At 71.2% G+C, this 18,557-nt stretch carries 12 protein-coding genes; 3 read left to right on the top strand and 9 right to left on the bottom strand.

Annotated elements, in window-relative coordinates; translation table 11 throughout:
• Nucleotides 1-5 precede the first annotated feature (5 nt).
• Nucleotides 6-7,865, bottom strand: coding sequence for a ricin-type beta-trefoil lectin domain protein (locus G3I42_RS08760; RefSeq protein WP_164284010.1), 7,860 nt, complete (start codon nt 7,863-7,865; stop codon nt 6-8).
• Nucleotides 7,866-8,356: 491 nt separating this feature from the next.
• On the opposite strand from G3I42_RS08760, the gene G3I42_RS08755 reads away from it, so the two are divergent.
• Entirely contained in the window at nt 8,357-11,545 is a 3,189-nt protein-coding gene (locus G3I42_RS08755; protein WP_343244492.1) for a DNRLRE domain-containing protein, read from the top strand.
• 61 nt (nt 11,546-11,606) lie between these two features.
• Here G3I42_RS08755 and G3I42_RS08750 read toward each other — a convergent pair whose 3' ends face one another.
• Nucleotides 11,607-11,744 (bottom strand): hypothetical protein, encoded by a 138-nt coding sequence (locus G3I42_RS08750; RefSeq protein ID WP_239096341.1) that lies wholly within the window; start codon nt 11,742-11,744, stop codon nt 11,607-11,609.
• Between the two features lie 225 nt (nt 11,745-11,969).
• Here G3I42_RS08750 and G3I42_RS08745 point away from each other — a divergent pair, with 225 nt between their 5' ends.
• The gene (locus tag G3I42_RS08745) at nt 11,970-13,178 is read left to right on the top strand and encodes an FAD-dependent monooxygenase (RefSeq protein ID WP_164284007.1); all 1,209 of its coding nucleotides are present in this window, start codon (nt 11,970-11,972) and stop codon (nt 13,176-13,178) included.
• Between the two features lie 92 nt (nt 13,179-13,270).
• Nucleotides 13,271-13,771: an anthrone oxygenase family protein gene (locus tag G3I42_RS08740; RefSeq protein WP_164284005.1), complete on the top strand. Its 501-nt coding sequence runs from the start codon at nt 13,271-13,273 to the stop codon at nt 13,769-13,771.
• Nucleotides 13,772-13,781: 10 nt separating this feature from the next.
• Here the strand turns inward: G3I42_RS08740 and G3I42_RS08735 are convergent, their stop codons facing one another.
• The 7 genes from G3I42_RS08735 to G3I42_RS08705 form a co-directional block, all read right to left on the bottom strand.
• Nucleotides 13,782-14,048: a hypothetical protein gene (locus G3I42_RS08735; protein ID WP_164284003.1), complete on the bottom strand. Its 267-nt coding sequence runs from the start codon at nt 14,046-14,048 to the stop codon at nt 13,782-13,784.
• On the bottom strand, nt 14,032-14,697 hold the full coding sequence (locus G3I42_RS08730; RefSeq protein WP_164284001.1) for a TNT domain-containing protein: 666 nt from the start codon (nt 14,695-14,697) through the stop codon (nt 14,032-14,034). The genes G3I42_RS08735 and G3I42_RS08730 overlap by 17 nt, the downstream gene beginning before the upstream one ends.
• A gap of 148 nt (nt 14,698-14,845) precedes the next feature.
• Nucleotides 14,846-15,487 (bottom strand): peptide deformylase, encoded by a 642-nt coding sequence (locus G3I42_RS08725; protein ID WP_164283999.1) that lies wholly within the window; start codon nt 15,485-15,487, stop codon nt 14,846-14,848.
• A 30-nt stretch (nt 15,488-15,517) separates the two neighbouring features.
• Nucleotides 15,518-16,693 (bottom strand): cytochrome P450, encoded by a 1,176-nt coding sequence (locus G3I42_RS08720; RefSeq protein WP_164284027.1) that lies wholly within the window; start codon nt 16,691-16,693, stop codon nt 15,518-15,520.
• A gap of 251 nt (nt 16,694-16,944) precedes the next feature.
• Nucleotides 16,945-17,637: an ATP/GTP-binding protein gene (locus tag G3I42_RS08715; protein WP_164283997.1), complete on the bottom strand. Its 693-nt coding sequence runs from the start codon at nt 17,635-17,637 to the stop codon at nt 16,945-16,947.
• Nucleotides 17,618-17,986 (bottom strand): DUF742 domain-containing protein, encoded by a 369-nt coding sequence (locus G3I42_RS08710; protein ID WP_164283995.1) that lies wholly within the window; start codon nt 17,984-17,986, stop codon nt 17,618-17,620. Before G3I42_RS08710 ends, G3I42_RS08715 begins: the two co-directional genes overlap by 20 nt.
• A complete protein-coding gene (locus tag G3I42_RS08705; protein WP_007819547.1) occupies nt 17,983-18,402 on the bottom strand; it encodes a roadblock/LC7 domain-containing protein in 420 nt (139 codons plus the stop codon). Before G3I42_RS08705 ends, G3I42_RS08710 begins: the two co-directional genes overlap by 4 nt.
• Nucleotides 18,403-18,557: the final 155 nt, after the last annotated feature.

Here is an 18,557-nt window from a genome sequence, read left to right as displayed (position 1 = left end):
CTCGCCTAGCTGCCCTTGGGGAAAAAGGTTGACGGCGTGTAGGTTCCCTGTGCGGTTTTCTCCAGGAATCCCGTCATCTTCACGCCTCGGAACGTGGCGACCACCATCGTGCCCCCGCGCTTGTACACGCCATTGGCGAACAGGTGCCTGCCCGCTTCCATGACGTCGTCCTCCGTCCAGTCCGCGGGGAAGAACGTGTGGCCGGCGGTGGCCGTCTTCTCGATGGTACTGCCGTCCGCGAGCCGCGCCCCGACCGTCCCGTTCACCCGAGCGGTACCGTCGGCGCCGGTCACCAGCTCGCCATTGATGTACCGGTCATCGGGAATGCCGCCGGTTTGCTCGGGGTGGAGGTGCCAACCAGCGAACCGGCTGTCGTCCGTGACGACACCGTTGAGCACGTGACCCCGGGCCTCGTCGGAGATTTCGCCGCAGTTGTGGACCAGGACAGGGGCCGCCCCCGCCAGCACGTAGTACGTGTGCTGGTTGCGGACCGTCAGGTTGTGGACGGTCGCGCGGGCGTTGTCGTACGCGCGGACGGCGGTGATCTGGACGCGGGTGCCGGCGGAAGTGCGGAGCCAGGCGCCGGGGGTGAGGTCCTTGGCGTCGATCCAGGCGTGGAGGTCCGCGACCCAGAAGGGGTGGCCTTCGGTCGCCGTCACCGTTGCCGGCTTCTTGCCCTTCTTCCCGTCCGTGTCGACGGTCACCTTGACGAGGTGCTTGAGGCCCTCGCCCTTGATCTCCGCCGTGACCGTCTCCACCGTCCTGCTGCCCGTCTCCGGGTTGGTGGCCACGACCTTGTCGCCGACCTTGACGTCCTTGATGGCCTTGGTCGTGCCGTCCGCCATCAGGACGCGCGTGCCGGGGGTGAAGCTGTTGTTCACCGAGCACGCCTTGCCGGCGTCCGTGTCGCCGCTGCTGCCGCCCTTGCTCCGCGAGCTGCCGCCCGATGAGCCGCCCGACTTGGCACCGCCGTTGCTCGCCGGCTTCTTGTGGAGCGAAACGGCCGAGGACGCCTTCGGGGCCGCCTTCGCCTGGGCCTGCTTGTGGACCGGGTTGCCTGTTTTCTTCGCTTGCTGAGTCGCCCGGTGGCTCGTTGTCTCCTTTTTCTCCGCGGCTTTCTTCTTCGCCGCCTGTGCCGCCTTCTTCGCCTTCTCGATCGCGGCCTTCTTCGCCGCGATCGCCTTGCGCTCGGCGGCCTTCGCCGCGCGGAGCACGGCCTCGGCCTTCTTCTTCGCCGAACGCCATGCCTGGACGGCGTTGATGGTGCGCTTGACCGCCTTCAGAACGGACGGGATCTTGCCGAGCTTCGTCCAGGGGATCGCGTCCAGGATGATGCTGCCGCAGGACCACATGTCCCCGCCGAAGCAGGCCATCGCGTCCGTGAGCCCGATGAAGTCGCTCAGCGCCGACCAGGCCACCGAGAGGATCACCGAACTGAGCGAGCGGTTCGCGTCCGACTGGGCCTGCGCGACCTGGGCCGCGCTCAGCCCGGCGCCCGCGAGGGCCGCCGCCATCTCCGAGGCGGTCAGGGAGATCGCCATACCGGACGGGTCCGACATGGTGACCGGGTTGTTGTGCGCGTACGCGTACCCGTTCGCCTGGAGCGGGTCACCGAGGTCCACGACCGGGTCGGCGGACAGGAAGCGTCCCACCGCCGGGTCGTAGAGACGCGCGCCCAGTGGTGTGTAGCCCGAGGAGTCGTCGGTCCCCGCGCCGAGGAAGCCCGCCTTCGTCCTCGTGTTCATGTCCGCGCCGGTCGCGTGGCGCTCGTTGCCGAACGCGTCCTGCTTCTGGACGCGGACCGCCATGCCCTCCTGGAGGGAGACCTCGGCGTAGGTGCTGCCCTGGTGGTCCCCCACCTCGGCGACCAGCTCACCGTCCCCCGTGCCGGGCCCCGCCTTGTACCGCAGGACCGAGCCGCCGGGGGCGGGGTAGGTGCGGCGCGTGTCGGTGAGGTTGCCCTTGCCCTGCGTGGTCACCTCGGTGCCCGCGACGCTCAGCGTCGCCTGCTTGCCCTGGATGGCCAGGAGACGGTTGCCGTCGGGACCGTAGAGGTAACGGGTCTCGTTCTGCGCCTCCCACTTCTGCGCCGTCGAGCCGCTCGCGCAGGTGGCGAGGACCGCGGCGGTGCCGCTCCCCGTGCCGCCGTCCTTGGTGGCGACGCACAATCCCGAGGGGACGTGCACGAGCTGGCCGCCACTGGTGCGGCGCAACTGCTGCTGGGCGGAGTCGTCGCACTTCTTGATCTGGAGCGCGGAGCCCGCCGTCGCCGCGGCGGGTGTCAGGCAGTACTTCTCGTCGAAGGCGGTGAGGTTGCCGAGGTCCTTGTCGGCCTGCCCGGGGACCGGACGGAAGGTCCAGGACTGCGCCGGGGAGCCGTTGCAGCCGTAGAGGCCGACCGCCGTGCCGGAGACGGCCCGGCCCTCGGAGACGTCGAGGCACTTGTCGCCCGGCCCCACGTAGGGGGTCTTGCCGCCCGTGCCCTGACCGCTGACGCGCTCGACCTGACCGTCCCAGGTCCAGGTGAGGTCCTGGGTGTCCCCGTTCTGCACGGAGCTGACCTTCTCGGTCTCACCGGTCAGCGCGTAGGACCGCTCCGCCTCGGTGGTGACCTCGGCGCCCGCGGGGGTGTGGTAGGTCTTCTCGATCCTGGTGAGCGCGTGCGACTGGGAGCCGTCCGCCTTGCCGTAGGAGTACGACGTCACCGCGTCCCCGGCGTGGGTGCCGTCGACGCTCTTCTCCGTCAGCTTCTTGCGGTTGCCGAGCGCGTCGTACTCGTACTTCTGCCAGTAGCCCGTGCCATCGGGGCCCGCCGTCGCGTTCGGGGAGCCGTCCGGCTTGGCCGCGCCCCCGGAGCAGTGGTCGAGGTCGGCCGAGGTCCACGCCTCGGTGAGCTGACCGAGCGGGTCGTACGTGAAGCACTGGCGTTCGGCGATGGCGGTGGCACGCTCACGGATGCCCGTGACGTTGCCCGCGTCGTCGTACCAGTAGGAGCGGTGCGAGACGTTGTTGCCGTCCTTGCCGGAAGGGTCGCTCGTCCTCTCGCGGATGACCTGCTGGTCCGTGAGCGCACCGGACGCCTCGTCGAAGCTGGAGAAGGCCCAGACGCGGTACGGCTGCGAGCCCAGCGTGGAGCGCAGCAGCTGACCGTACGAGGAGTAGGCCGCCTCGGCGCCGTACCAGTCCTTGCCCGAGACCGAGCGCGGCAGACCGTCCTCGTTGTAGCGGACGACGAGTTTCTCCTCGTCGAAGGCACCGAGCGCCGGCATCGTCGAGTCCTGGAGGAGCCCGGTGTCGGTGTAGGTGTTCTTCACGGTGAAGGACGTGGGCAGGTCCCACTTGTCCTTGACCGACTGGGGGAGCGTCAGCGTCGTCGCGGTCGGCTGGTAGTCCTGCGTGTAGGCGCTGACCGTGAGGGTGTACGGCTCCTTGTCCGTGTAGCGGGTCGTCTCGTGGGGCAGGCCGATGCCGCCGGGCGCCTTGTCGTAGGCGGTCGTCATGAGACGCTCGCCGTCCTTGTCGTCCCGCCGCAGCTCGGTGGGACGGGACAGCGCGTCGTACCCCGTCCACACCGTGACGCCCTTCGCGTCGGTCGTGGTGACGGGCCGGTCACGGTCGTCGTACCCGGTGAGTGTCGTGCCCGTGTCGGGGTCGGTCGCCTCGTAGGCGCGACCGCGGTGGTCGTACTTCCACGTCCACTCGCGCTCGGTGTTCTGCGCGCTGTACGCGCGGGCCGTCCGGCCGTTGTCGTCGAACTCGTACTTCAGCGAGGTGAACTCGGTGCGCGCCGCGTCCGTGAAGGTGTCGACCTGGGTGGTACGGCCCATCGGGTCCGACCACGTGCGGTAGGAGGAGGCCCCCTTGGGGTTGATGACCGTGGACCAGTCGGCGCCGTACTCGTACCGCGTGGCACGGGCGGGCATCTCCGTGCCGTTCAGGACGGGGAGTTCCTGGAGCACGCGACCGAGGCCGTCGTACGTGTAGCGCGTGGCGTTGGGGACGGCCGTGTCGGCGAGCGGTGTGAACAGCTCTCCGTTCGGCTTGTCCGGGTGGAAGTAGGCGTTGTTGGTCTGGTAGACCTCGCCGGAGCTGTTGTAGAAGGTGTCCGTGATCAGGCGGCCCTTGCCGGTCGCCTGCTCCTGCGACTGGCGCTCACGGCCGAGACCGTCGTAGATCGTGACGGAGGTCTCGACGCGGTCCTCGTGGCCGCGCGTCTTGCTCACGACGTACGGCGGGCGGCGGTCGGGGTCTTCGGGGTCGATCTCGGGGATGTGGTATTCGGCGGCGAAGTCCGGGACGCCCGCGCCCGGTGCGCGGCCCGGGCCCCACGCCTTCGCGAGCCGGCCCAGCGGGTCGAACTCGGAGACGGTGGCACGCTTGTTGGCGTCGACGCTCCTCGTCGACGTGCCGCGTCCGGGTTCCACGTCCTGCGTGGTGGCCTGCCCGAGCGGATTGGTCTCGGTGACGTGGAACGACTGCCCGGAATCCGGGCTGTACGTGGTCGTGGCCTCGTTGCCGTCGGGATCGGTCGTCTTGACGACGCGCCCGATGGCGTCGAAGGCGACCTCGCCGTCCGGCTGGAAGCCGCTTCCGTCCGCCTTGAGCGACCAGGTCTGCGTGGCCAGGCCGCGCGTGTTGTCGCCGAGGCTCGCGCCGTAGGCGCCACCGTCGTAGGCCGTGCGGCTCGCCGACGCGAGACTCTTCAGCTCACCGAAGGTGGCCTTCGCGCAGGGCGTCGCGCTGGTCAGCGTCTGCGAGGTCAGACCGATGAGGTTCTTCGCCGGGGCGTGGACGTACTCCAGCTTCGTGCAGGAGACGTTGCCCTTCAGACCGGGTGCGGCCTTGTCCTCCAGCTCCTCGACCCACGTCGGCAGCCCGTACGCGGTGTCGTACTCGGTCGTGGTCTCCTGGACGTGGACCACGCCCTTGCCGTCCCTGCTGTACGCGAGCTGCGAGGCGTCGTTGACGCGCCAGGCCGTGAGCGGTTCGAGCCCGTCGTCCCGGTCGCGGTGACCGAGGTCGGTGGCGGTGGGGACGGTGACGGCGCGGGTCAGCCAGTCCTCGTCAGCGGCCTTCGGGTCCTCGTAGGTGAGTTCCTCGGCGATCCGCCCGGCGAACGGCTCCTTGTCGTAGGCGATCCGCTTTCCGGCGGCGTCCTTCACCTCGACGTCGTCGCCCATGCCCCGGAAGAAGCGCGTGACGGCGCGCGTCTCCTTGCTGCCGATCGCCTTGTCCTCGGCACCGGTGGTGACGGCGGTCTTCTCGAAGCCGGCGAACTGCGAGTACGTACGCGTCGACTTCTTCGTGAACTCCTGCTGGGCGAGTTTCCAGCCGGGGTTGCTGTACGCGTAGTCGGTCTGGGTGGAGTAGGCGCCGTCGACGTTCGGCAGTTCCTCGACGGAGGCGACGACGTACTTGTGGAACCAGTCGATGTCCTCCTTCTCCGGGTCGGGGTGCCAGAACGCGGGATAGCAGAGCCGCGTGTTGTTCTTCAGCGCGCTCGTGTCACCCTTGCCGGGCAGGCCCGAACCGCTCGCGCACTGGCCCTCGGGGGCCTTGTACGTGACGACGGTCTCGCCGCCGTACTCGTTGATGACACGCCCGATGCGCAGGCGCGAGAAGCCGGGGCGGGGGTCGTTCGCCCCGCGCATGACCCGGTTGGGCATGTCCAGTTCGTTGGGCTCGAAGCGGACCGGGTTGAGCGTGACGCTCTCGTCCGCGGAACCCTTGCGGCCGTAGCCGGTACGGGTGACCGACTCCAGCCACAGCGCGGTGTTGGGGCCGGTGCGCAGGACCGGGAAGGACTGCTTCAGGTCGTAGCGGTCCACGACCTGACGTGCCGTGGAGCCCTCGATGCGCTGGGCGGACGTCTGTATCTGCGCCAGGCGCTTGGTGGACCAGAAGGTCGGCGCCGCGTTCCAGCACATCTTGCCGGAGGCGCACCGCAGGTCGGCGGGAGTGTCGTACCAGATGCGGTACTTGCCCGGGTCCTTCGAGGTGAAGTTCGCCTCGGTGCAGTCGAGGGAGCCCTCGGTGTAGCAGCGCTCGGCGACCGTGAAGTTGACGCGGCCCGGTGCCTCGGAGCTGAAGACGTTGTCCTTGCGCTGCCCGTAGTGGATGTAGTGCAGCCAGCCGTCCCGGTGGTAGGAGACGGGCGCCTTCCAGTTGAAGTTGGAGGCGTAGTAGTTGGTCGCGCGCTCCCACCACAGGGACATCGCGTTGCCCTGGACGTCCTCGACGTAGTCGAGGTTCCAGCGCCACGCCTGCTTGCAGCCGGAACCCTTCCAGTCGCCGGCCTTGTAGCAGGGCTCGCCCGGGTGGTTGCCGAAGACGGGGACGGACAGCACGGAGTTGGTGAGGGGCTTGCCCTCGCTCCAGCCGGGCAGCTTGTTGAGGCCGAAGTGGTACTTCGTGCCGTCGCGGCCCGTGACGATCCAGTACTCGCCGTCCGCGTCGCCGTTGGCGCGGCTCGTGTCCTTCTTCAGCTCGACGCGCGAACCGTCGCCGTTGGCGGTGAGCCAGGTCTTCTGGTCCTTGTCCCACACGAGTTCGGTGGTGGTGCCGCCGAGGGTGAGGGTCGCGTTCTCGGAGCCGTAGCAGAGGTCGCCGGTCTTGTGCGTCGGGTTGTTGGAGCCCGGCTTCTTGGCGTCCTCGCGGCAGCTGGCGTACGTACGGGTGATGGAGCCCGGGTTGTAGTCCCAGCCGTCGCCGATCCACGACGCCTGGTTGTTCGTGGCCGAGGTGCGCCCGTCGACCGACTGCGAGGAGTACGAGAGGGAGACCTTCGGCGTCAGGCCGCCGGGGGACTCGGGGACCTGCATCTGGTAGCCGTAGGTGAAGGCGCCGGAGGAGGAACCGGCGGCCCAGGAGCCGGAGGACTGGAGCGGCGAGGCGGTGAAGTCGCCCGCGGCGGAGGCACCCGAGTCGAGGACCCCGACCGCGCGCGAGCCCTGCCCGGCCGCCGCGGCACGCGCGGTGGACTTGGCCGCGCCCCCGGGCTCGGTGTCCCCGAGGAGTTCGCTCACCGGCAGGGTGGCGGTCACCATGCGCCGTGTCCTGGCGACGGGGCCGTCCTCCTGTGCGAGCGCCGTCCTCAGCTTCGCCGAAGCCTTGTCCGCCTGGAGCACCTGGATCTCGCTCGCCACCGGCTCGGCGGTCGTGGCGCCCGTGGCGGTGTCCTCGTCCCCGTCCCCGCCGCCCGGCTCCGGGGCGCAGTCACCGCTGCCGGGCGCGTCGATCACGCAGTCGGGCAGCAGGACGACGCCGAAGCGGTCGGCGGCCTGCGGACCGTAGAGATCGGCGAAGGACGTGTAGTCGACGGCGATGCTCACCTCGGCCGCCGGATCGGCGGTGGCCGGCGGCGTGATCTCCATGAGCATGCCCGCCACATCGGCGGTCTGCGAGTCGGCCGGAGCTTTCAGGTCGACGGCCCACTCGCCCGCGACCGCTGCCGGGTCGCCCTCCTCGGGCACACCGAGGTAGACGGGCGTCGGCACGTTCTCGACGGGTACGGACTCGCCGGGGGCCAGCGAGGTCAGGTCGGCGGTACCGCTCCCCGCCTCCCAGGGCTCCACGGCGACCGGCTGGTACGGGGTGCTGACGACCTCGGGCGCGGTCGTCAGGTGCGTGGCCGCGCTCTCGTCCTGCTCGGTCTCGGTCGTCTTCGGCAACTCGGGGAGATCGACGTGTATCTCCTCGCGCGGCATCGGCGGGAGCGCGCCACTTGTACCGGAGAGCCCGCCCCAGGCGAGGGAGGTCGCCAGGGACAGGACGACGGCGACGCGGGCACGCCGCCTGCGCCGTCGGCTCGACTCCGTCAGAGGACGTCCGGAACGCCACCAGGGCTTCGGACCTGCTGCACGCATATGCGCGACTCCCGCCACAACGACAAGGGATATGAACAGAAAAGAGGCAGTGCCAGTGCTGCAAAGAAACGCAAAAGAGCGCGCAACCCGGGGATGCGCGCTCCGGCAGTTTCTGTGCGCGGAATGTGGAGATCAAGTCGCGAGAAGAGGGAGGGGGGAGCGGGGGAGTGATCCGCATCACGCCTCAAAACACCGCATGACCGCACGTCGGCGCCCTGAAGGGGCGTCATGCGCCGAGTGCTGCAAAAAGGAAACCGAGGTCCGTCAAAAGGGACGATTGAGGGGAAACGATAGGCGGGTGGCTTTGCTTCATGGAATAGTCACGGCTTCGCAACGACTTCACCACTGGGTCGCCATGTCTCCGTCATGGGAGAGTGCCGACGATCATGCCCCGCGGTGCGCCGAACGGGGCTGTTCGCGTTGCCCTTTTCCATCCGTCCGGTTCCCTCGGAGCAGCCCCCGTGATCGCGCCTCGCTTTCTCAGACCTCTCGTGCGCACTCGCGCACGCCTGTGTCTCGTCCTCGGCCTCCTCGTGGCCGCGCTCACCGCCTCGCTGCTTCCGTGGACGCACGGAGGGACCGCCGCCACCCGGGCGGCCGACGGTGGTACGCGGGCCCAGGACGAGCCGGCGGCACCCCACGTGCGCACCGCCACCGAGGCGGTGGCGCAGGCGGCCCGTGCGCGCGAGAAGGTGCTGATCGAGGCCGAGACCACGGCCACCTCGCGCACCTGGGCCCTGCCCGACGGGACCAGGGAGTCCGAGTTCGGCGCCCTGCCGCAGCGGGCCAAGAACGCCAAGGGCGAGTGGGCGCCTCTCAACACCCGCCTGCGGCACACCTCCAAGGGCGTCGAGCCGGTCAACGCCGCGTTCCCGGTGCGCTTCTCCGCCGGTGGCGACAAGGCACGTACGGTGGCCGTCACCCGCGCCGGGCACGACGGGAAGGAGCGCGCCGATCGCTCCCTCGTACGCGGCCCCCTCGGGGCGGCCCCGCGCGCGACGGACACCGTCCTCGCCGAGGTGGACCTGGAGGGCGACACCGTCACCTACACCTGGCCCGGAAAGCTGCCCGAGCCGGTGCTCGACGGTCCGCGCGCCCTCTACCCGGAGGTGCTGCCCGGCATCGACCTGCTGGTGGTGGCCCGCGAGGAGGGCGGGTTCGCGCAGCTGCTCGTCGTCAAGGACGAGGAGGCGGCCCGCGACGAAAGGCTCGCCGGCCTCTCCTTCGGCCTGTACTCCGAGACCGCGCGCTTCACCCACAACTCGGCGAAGGACACCGTGAGCATCACGGACGCCGAGGGCGGCCGGGTCATCGGCACGATGCCGACGCCCTTCGCCTGGGACTCCTCGGGCCGCGACCCCGAAGCGAAGCCAGGCACCGAGGCGCGGACCGCGACGGCGACGTCCGAGGACGTCCTCGGGCTCTCCGGGCTCAGCGGCATCGAGCCGGGCGCGCGCAGCGGCGTCCTGGAGACGACGTTCACCGAGGACGAGGCCGGCGAGGGCGCGCGACTCGGGGTCGACGTCCGGGCGAGCGGGCTCCTGGAGAAGAAGGACGTGGCCTACCCCCTCTTCGTGGACCCGGGCATCAACCCCGGCTGGGCGGCATGGACCGTCGCCTACAAGCCGTACCCCAACACCAGCTTCTACAACGGCACCAACTTCAACTCCGGCACCTCCGACGCCCGTGTCGGCTACGAGAGCGACACCGGCGGCACCGCTCGCTCCTTCTGGCGCATCAACATCTCCAGCAAGCTCAAGGGCGCGGTCGTCAGCGACGCGAAGTTCAAGGTGCTCAACAACTACTCGTGGTCGTGCACGAAGAAGAGCTTCCTGCTCTACCGCACCGGTGCCATCTCCTCGGGCACGACGTGGAACAAGCAGCCCTCCTGGTCGAAGCATCAGCAGACGAAGGACTTCGCCCACGGCTACACCGGTTGCTCCGACGAGTACGTCTCCTTCACGGTCGACGAGGCGGCGACGTACGCGGCCGGGCAGGGTTCCTCGACCCTCACCTTCGGGATGCGGGCCGACGCCGACGACGAGAAGTCCGCGTACTCCTGGCGCAAGTTCAGCGCCAAGTCGGCGACCCTCAGCGTCACGTACAACCACAAGCCCGGAGAGCCCACCGGCGGCAAGACGACCCCCGGCGGCGCCTGCGCCGTGACACCGGCGACGCGTCCGGTCGGCAAGACCACGATCAAGCTCAGCGCCTCGGCGAAGGACGCCGACGGCACCGTGCCGAAGCTGCGTTTCCGTTGGTGGAAGTCCGGGGCCTCGGCCCCCACCGGGACCCTGGTCACGGCGAACAGCGCCGGCGCCGCCTCGCTGAGCATCCCGTCGGGCAGCCTCGCCGACAAGACGACCTACAAGTGGGACGTGCGCGCCGAGGACTCCGACGGCGCGCTCTCGACCTACTTCCCGCCCGGCGACCAGCCCTGCCAGTTCACCGTGGACGGCTCGGCCCCGCCCGCGCCCGAGGTGACGAGTGTCGACTGGCCGGAGGCCACCGCCGACGGGCTCACCTGGTCCGACAAGCACTTCGGTGAGACGGGCACCATCACCTTCACCTCACCGGGCGCCACCAAATTCTCCTGGACGACGGTGGGCGCGGACTACACGGAGAAGGCCGCGACCGTCGGGAAGGACGAGGACGGCGTCGAGACCGGGAAGCTCACACTGAGCCTCAAGCCGCCGAACGCCGGGCCCAACAGCATGCGGGTCTACGCCTACGACGCCGTGGGCAACAAGTCGACCGAGTACACCGACTACGCCTTCTGGGTGACCCCGGGGAACGAGGCCGACGCGCCCGGCGATCTCAGCGGGGACGCGGTGCCCGACCTGCTGACCATCAACGAGAACGGCAACCTGCGTTCGTACCCGGGGCTGGAGGGCGGTGAGCTGTACACCGGCCTGCCCGCCGCGTACACCGCGGACGGCAAGCAGAACCCGGCGGGGCACTGGTTCGACTCCGCCACCGGAAAGGCCGCGCTGATCTCCCACCACGGCGACGCCTACCCCGGCGACGGCGTCACCGACCTCTTCGCCCGCGCCACGGACGGCCGGTTCTGGCTCTACCCCGGAGACGGCTACGGCAGCTTCGACATCGACAAGCGCCTGGAGGTGCTGCTGCCCTCCAACGCGCCGAAGCCCTCGACGTGGACGCAGCTGAAGGCGGTCGGGGACATCACCGGGGACAAGCGCCCAGAGGTGTTCATCCGCAGCGGCGCCTCCTTCTGGGCCCTCGTCGGCTACAGCGGCGGCACCTTCAAGGAAGCCGTCGAGATGAACGCCGACGCGTGGCTGGAGCGGGACATCGTCAACGTCGCCGACATCGACCTCGACGGCACGCCCGACCTGCTGTGGCGCAACACCTCGAACGGCAACATGTACATCCGGCACGGCAAGCCCGGCGCGGTGAAGGGCAGCGTGAGCCTCGACTCGCTCAGGGTGGCGACCGCCTCGCGGGAGGGTGTGGACACGAGCTACGGCACCAGCTGGAGCGGGGCCTCGGTCAAGGTGGCCCTGGGCATCCCGGACATCAGCGGCGACAAGATCCCGGACATCTGGGCGTGGTTCGCCGATGGTTCGATACGGGTCTACCACCCCTCGAAGACCAACACGAACCCGGCGGTCAAGACCGTCATCGCCGACTGGTCGCTCATCAAGGGCATCGGCTGAGACCGGGCCCCACGGGTACGGAAGGCGCCGCCCCGGCCGGGGCGGCGCCTTCCGTCTCGCGTCAGGCGGAGCGGCGCCGCGCCTTCGTCGCCTCGTGGTCCGTCGCGGGGCACAAGCGGGTGAGGGCCGTCCTGCCGGGCGGGGAGGGGAGGTCAGGGACGACCTCGGGGAGGCGGAACCAGCCCCGGTCCGCGCCCATCACGCGGACGTCGTGGGACGGCGTCCGCGTCGCGGCCGCACGTCAGCCGGCCGGTGACGTACGCGGAAGCGGTGCCGACCGGGGGAGTGGACCCGGGCCGCCGCTCCCCTGTCGTGCCCGGGGGAACCCCTAACTCCTGCTACCTTCCTGCCGATTCCGACGGGTTCGTCCCCGTCGGCCGGGAGACGCGACAGAAGCGTCGGACGCGACAGAGCGGGAGCGCACGTGAAGATCGTCTGTGCCGGAGGCGGCCCCGGCGGGCTGTACTTCTCGATCCTGATGAAACTCCAGGACCCCGCCCACGAGATTACGGTCCACGAACGCAACCCCGCGGGCTCCACCTACGGCTGGGGCGTCACCTACTGGGAAGAACTCCTCGACCGGCTCCGCGCCCACGACGAGCCCAGCGCCCACGCCCTCCACGCCGCCTCCCTCCCGTGGAAGAACGGCCGCGCCCGCATCCGCGACGAGGTCACCGAGCACCACGGCGACCAGGGCTACGGCATCGGCCGTCACCGCCTCCTCGCCCTCCTCGCCGCCCGCGCGCGCGACCTCGGCGTCGACGTCCGCCACGGCAGCGCGATCGACCCCGCCACACCCCCGGCCGCCGACCTCCTCGTCGCCGCCGACGGCGTCGGCAGCACCCTGCGCCGCCACCACGCGCACCACTTCGCCCCGCGCCTCACCGAAGGCCGCAACGTCTACGTCTGGCTCGGCACCCCCAAGGTCTTCACGAGCTTCAGCTTCGCGTTCGTCGACACCCCGCACGGCTGGATCTGGTGCTACGCCTACGGGTACGGCCCCGAGGGCAGCACCTGCGTCATCGAGTGCGCCCCCGCCACCTGGCGCGGCCTCGGTCTCGACACCGCCAAGGAGGACGCTCAACTGCGCACTCTCGAAAGGCTCTTCGCTGGACTCCTCAACGGTGCCCCGCTCCTCGGCCAGGACGCCACGCACCCCGCCCCCGACTGGCGCCCCTTCCGTACCCTCACCACCCGCCGCTGGCACCACGGCAACCTCGTCCTCCTCGGCGACGCCGCCCACACCACCCACTACTCCATCGGCGCCGGCACCACCCTCGCCCTCGAAGACGCCATGGCCCTCGCCGCGGCCCTCGGCGAGGGCGGCCCGCGCGAGGCCGCCTTCGCCACGTACGAACGCCGCCGCCGCAGGGAACTCCTCTCCGTCCAGAGCGCCGCCCGCCACAGCGCCCACTGGTACGAGAACCTGCCCCGCTACATCGACCTCCCGCCCGAGCAGATGTTCGCGCTCCTCGGCCAGCGCCACTCCCCGCTCCTGCCCTACGTCCCGCCCCAGCTCTACTACCGCGTCGACCGCGCCGCCGAGCGCCTCGAAGCCCTCCGCCGCCTCAAGCGCTGGCTCGGCCCGCGCCTCGCCCGCGGCCTCCAGTCCCGGGGCGCCGACCGGAGGTGAGAGAACACCTTTGACGGTCCCCTCGCGGCCCGATAAGTTCTCAATCCCTTTACCAAAAAGGGAACTTGAGAACTCACAGACACGGGGGAAACATGAAGACGACGACGGGGGCCGCCCTCTTCCTGGCCGTCCTGGCCACCGGACTCATGGCGGGACTCTTCGCCGCCTTCTCCTACGCCGTCATGCCCGGCCTCGGCAAGGGCAGCGACCGCACGTTCGTCGAGGCCATGCGGAACATCAACAAGGCCATCCTCAACGGCTGGTTCCTCACCCCCTTCGCCGGCGCGCTCCTCGTCCTCGCGCTCGCCGCCGTCGGGGCCTGGACGAGCGGCGAGCACCGCGTCTTCTGGTGGGTGCTCGCCGCGCTCGTCCTGTACGTCGTCATGTTCGCCGTCACGGGCGGGATCAACGTCCCGCTCAACGACCGCCTCGCCGACGGCGACCTCCCCCAGGGCGCCGAGGCGCTCGCCGCCGCCCGCGAGCGCTTCGCGTCCTCGTGGATCGCCTGGAACGTCGTCCGCGCCCTCGCCGCGACCGGCTCCTTCGCGTGCGCGGCGTGGGGACTCGTGCTGTACGGGCGCGCCGACGCCTGAACCCCGCGCCTCACCCCAGGAGCAGGTGACGCAGGTGCGCGCACGCCGCCGACTCGTCGGCGTGGTGCGCGTACGGGGTCCAGCGGCCCCGTTCGTAGCCTCCCGTCTCCCACCCCGCCGCCCCGCCCGGTGTGCGGCGCAGGTACAGGAAGTCCGGTGGGAGCGGCGCCGGTTGGTGGACCTCCTCGATCCAGTAGACCGACGGGGGCAGGCCCGCCGCGCGCAGTGCGGCGGCGAGCGCTGCCCGAGGGCCCCCGGCCTCAGCCGACGAGAGCACGCAGGTAGTCGTGGTCGAGCAGCCACTTCACGTTGAGGCCCTCGCCCTCACCCGGGTTCAGCAGCGCCGGGTCCAGCTTGATCTGCTCGCCGCCGCCCGGCTGCCCGAACCACGGCGCGATCCGCCCCTGCCACACGGTGAACCGCTTCGTCACCTCGTACACGTGGTAGCTGCACGGCGCGCTCGCCTCACGGGTGTTGAGGTTCTGCGGCGGCAGCGCGCGCTTCGCGTACGCGTCACCGGCGGGGGCGAGGAAGGCCCCGTACACGGAGCCGAACCGGTCCAGGCGCTCCCCGCGCCGCAGCCGCGTCGCCGTCCGGTCCGGTTTGCCGTTCGTCTCCGCGAAGCCGTCGTTCGGCGGGTACTTCCAGCTCCCGCTCGTCGCGTCGCCCTCCCAGTACTTCTTCAGGAAGGCGTGCTCACCGAGCCCGCCCGTGCGCTTCCAGCCCTTCAGGAGCGGACCCACCGGCTCCTGCCGGGGCCCCGGCAGGTGACGCGGGCCGAGCCGCGCGTCCCCGTGGAACTCGCCCGTGCACGCGGCTGCCCGGGGAGCGGCGGCCTTGGCCGGTTTCGCCGCCTCGGCGGGAGCGGTGGCGAGCGCTGCGGTGGTGAGCGCGGCGAGCAGCAGCGCGAGCGGCTTGGCGGTCACGAAGGGGTACCTCCGGGCTGTACGGGAGCCCCGCGCCAAGAGGCGGCGCGGGTGTCGACTGCCGCAAGCTAGTCGTGCGGCGCCCCCACGCGCCCCGCACCGGCCCCGTACCCGCGGGAGTTCCCCCGAACGAGTGATGCGGCCTCCGTCAGAGCGCGAACCCCAGTTCAGCGGCAGCCCGTTCGGGCGCCGGCTCGTTCCAGTACCGCAGCAGGTTCTCGTTCGAGGTGAGCGAACGCGGCAGCGCCCGGTCCACGTACAGCGTCCCGTCGAGGTGATCGGTCTCGTGCTGCACGATCCGCGCCGGCCAGCCCCGTACCTCCTCCTCCAGCGCCGTGCCGCGCTCGTCCTCGGCACGCAGCCGCACCACCGCGTGGCGCGCCACGACGGCCTGCCAGCCCGGCACGCTCAGACAGCCCTCGTAGAAGACCGCGCGCCGCTCGCCGACGCCCTCGTACACCGGATTGATCAGCACGCGGTACGGCAGCGGCTCGCGCTCGCGCACGCGGCGCACCTCCTCGGGCACCGGAGCCGGGTCCTCCAGGACCGCGAGCCGGAGCGGCACCCCGATCTGCGGGGCCGCGAGGCCGACGCCGGGGGCCTCGCGCATCGTGCGGCGCATCGCCGCGAGCAGCCGGGCGAGCAGCGCGTCGGGAAGCTGGCCCTCGTACCGCGCGGCGGGCGCGCGCAGGACGGGCTCGCCCGCGGCGACGATCGGCAGCGGGTCCTTGGTGGCGAGCAGGCGCTCGACCCGCTCGGGCAGGGGCGGCAGGGTGCCGGGAGTGGTCATCCGGCCAGTCTCGCAAAGGAAGTCCCCGGTTCAGTCCCGCAGGAGGCCCGTCTCGCGGGAACGGGCCCGCCCCGCGCCGCGGTCCGTCCACTCCCGTACCCCGCCCGCCGAGAAGACCACCGGCAGCTCCTCCAGGCCCCGCTTCCACAGCGAGCGGCGCCAGCGCAGCTCCTCGGCCTCGACCGCGACCGCGAGGTCGGGCAGCCGGGCGAGCAGCGTGTCGATCGCCGTACGGGCGATGACGCGGGCCATCTGCGGGGACGGGTGCGGGCAGCGGTGCTCGCCCATGCTGAACGACAGGTGCGCCGTGCTGCCCTCGCCCATGCCGCCGTGCGGCCACAGCTCGGGATCGGTGTTCGCGGCGGCGAGACCCAGCAGCACGCAGTCGCCCTGCTTGACGGGGCGGCCACCGAGTTCCGTGTCGCGCGTCGCCCAGCGGCCCAGGAAGTTCTGCACCGGCGTGTCGAGCCACAGCGTCTCGGTGAGCGCCTCCGGGACGCCGACGCGCCCGCCCGCGACCTTGTCGGCGAAGCGGTCGTCGAGCAGGAGGAGACGCAGCGCGTTGCAGATCCAGTTCGCCGTGGGCTGCTGACCGGCCAGGATGAGCACCGTGAGGTCGTGCACCGCCTCCGTGTCGCTCAGCGCGGCGGCGTCCGTCACGAGGTACGAGGTGAGGTCGCGCTCGGGACGGGCCCGGCGCGAGGCGACGAGCGCGCCGAGCTGCTTGGCGACCCGCCGGTAGGCGTCCACCGGGTTCTCGCCGCGTTCGGCGTCCAGCGTGATCCGCAGGTCCTCGGCGAGGTTCTCGGTGATCTCCTCGCCCGCGGGCATCCCGCACAGCTCGATCATCACGCGGACCGGGAGCGCGTGCACGTACGCGTCGAGCAGCTCCACCTGCCCGTCGTTCACGAACCGGTCGGTGAGCCGCCGCCCGACCGACTCGCACACGAGCGAGACGTCGTACATGTCCATCGCCTCCAGCGCGCGCGTGAGCGCGCCCGCGCGGCGCCGGTGCTCCTCGCCCTCGGCGAAGAACACCGAGGGCTGGTAGCCCGCGTAGGCGAGCAGCGGCCAGTCGCCCGGGATGTTCTCCCACTGGTGCCAGCGCCGCGAGTCGCGCCCGAACTCCTCGTCGTGGCCCGTCACATAGGCGACCTCCGGGTAGCCGAGGGCGAGCCAGGCGGGGATGTCGTCGTCGAGCAGCACCGGGGCGACGGGCCCGAAGCGCGCGCGCAGTTCGCGGTACAGCTCGGCGGGCGGCCGGTCCGAGTCGAGCGTCGAGAGGCGCACCGGCTCGTCCTCCCAGCGGTCCCCGTGCGCGGGGCAGGCGGGCGGGGGGCCGCCGGCCGCGGTGGGGCCGCGCAGCGGGGGCGTGGACGATTCCTTCGGGCGGTGGTCCCAGGGCCGCAGTGGTTCGGGGCCGTAGTCGTCCGAAGGGGGCGGGAAGAGCGGGTTCTTCATACGCCTGCCTCCTGCGCGAGGGCGCGGTGGTAGAGGTGGTCGACGAGGGTGAGGAGGACCTCCTTGCAGGAGGCGCGTTCGCGCGCGTCGCAGTCCAGGACGGGGACGTGCGCGGAGAGGTTGAGCGCGGCGCGGATCTCCGCCAGGCCGTAGCGGCGCGGGTCGTTCTCGAAGCGGTTGACGGCGACGACGAACGGGGTGTGGTGGGCTTCGAGGCGGTCGACGGCGTACCAGGAGTCGGCGACCTTGCGGGTGTCGACGAGGACGACCGCGCCGAGGCTCCCGGCGAAGAGCTGGTCCCACAGGAACCAGAAGCGTTCCTGACCGGGGGCGCCGAAGAGGTAGAGCACCGTGCGCTCGTTGAGCGTGATGCGGCCGAAGTCGAAGGCGACCGTCGTGGTGGTCTTCGACTCGACGCCCGCGAGGTCGTCGACGCCCTCGCCGGCCTCCGTCATGACCTCCTCGGTGCTCAGCGGGCGGATCTCGCTCACCGCGCGCACCATGGTCGTCTTGCCGACGGCGAAACCGCCGACGACCACGATCTTCACGCCCTGCTCGGCGGTCGCGGGCAGCGGCGTGCGGGGGCCCGGCGGCGCGGTGGCCTGGGCGGGGACGGCCTCGGGGGCGGGAGCGGCGGGGGCGGACCCGGCTGTCGTGGGGGCGGCGGATTCAGAGTCTGCGCAGCGCATGGAGCACCTCTTCGAGTACGGCGGTGTCCGGCCCCGTCGTCCCCGCCGCGCGGGCGGCGGGACGCGGGGAGCGGACGCGGATGTGCCCGGCGGCGAGCAGGTCCTCCAGCAGAATGCGCGTCACCACCACGGGGAGGCCCAGTTCGGCGGAGAGCTCGACGACCGCCACCGGGTGCTGGCACAGGTCCAGGACACGCTGGTGCTCGGGCCCCAGGTCCCGCGCCCGGTCCGTCTCGCGCACGACCAGGGTGACGAGGTCGAAGACGCGCGAGCCGGGCGCGGTCCTGCCGCCGGTGACGAGGAAGATCCGGTCGGGTTCGCCCACGTCGGCCGGACCGCGTGGCGTCACGGGGTACCGGCGTTCGGTGCGGGGCTGCGCGGTTCGGCGCGCAGGTGGGCGCCGATCGCGCCGACCAGGTGGCTCATCTCCTGTCCCACGTACTCGGGGTCGGCGTTCTCCTCGGCGACCACCGCGAGGTGCGCGCCGTCGCCCGCGTCCACGATGAACAACTGTCCGCCGTAGTACGCGGTCATCGAGTGCCGCACCCCACCGCGCCGGTCGCCGAACTCGACGGACGCGCCCTGGGCGAGCGCCTGGATGCCGGAACAGATCGCGGCGAGCTGGTCGGCCTGGTCGAGGGGGAGGTCGGGGGTCCAGCAGAGTTTCAGGCCGTCACGGGAGAGGACGAGGGCGTGGCGGGTTCCGGGGGTGTGGTCCAGGAGTTTTTCGAGGAGCCAGTCGAGGCTGTTGTCGGTGGTGGGCATGGTGTGCGCGGGCGGTGTCCGGGCGGGGGCACGGACACCGGCCCTTGTCTCCAATCACGTGCGCCGGTCCGCGGCCACCGCGGGGGCGGCCGGGGGCGGGGCGGGGGGAACTGGGGCGGCCCTGCCGGGGCTCAGGGGGTCTCGCGCTCCGGCAG

The sequence above is a fragment of the Streptomyces sp. SID11385 genome (assembly GCF_010548245.1).
GTDB lineage: Bacteria > Actinomycetota > Actinomycetes > Streptomycetales > Streptomycetaceae > Streptomyces.
The sequence above is the reverse complement of the archived record's forward strand: the minus strand, read 5'-3'. Positions and strand labels throughout refer to the sequence as shown.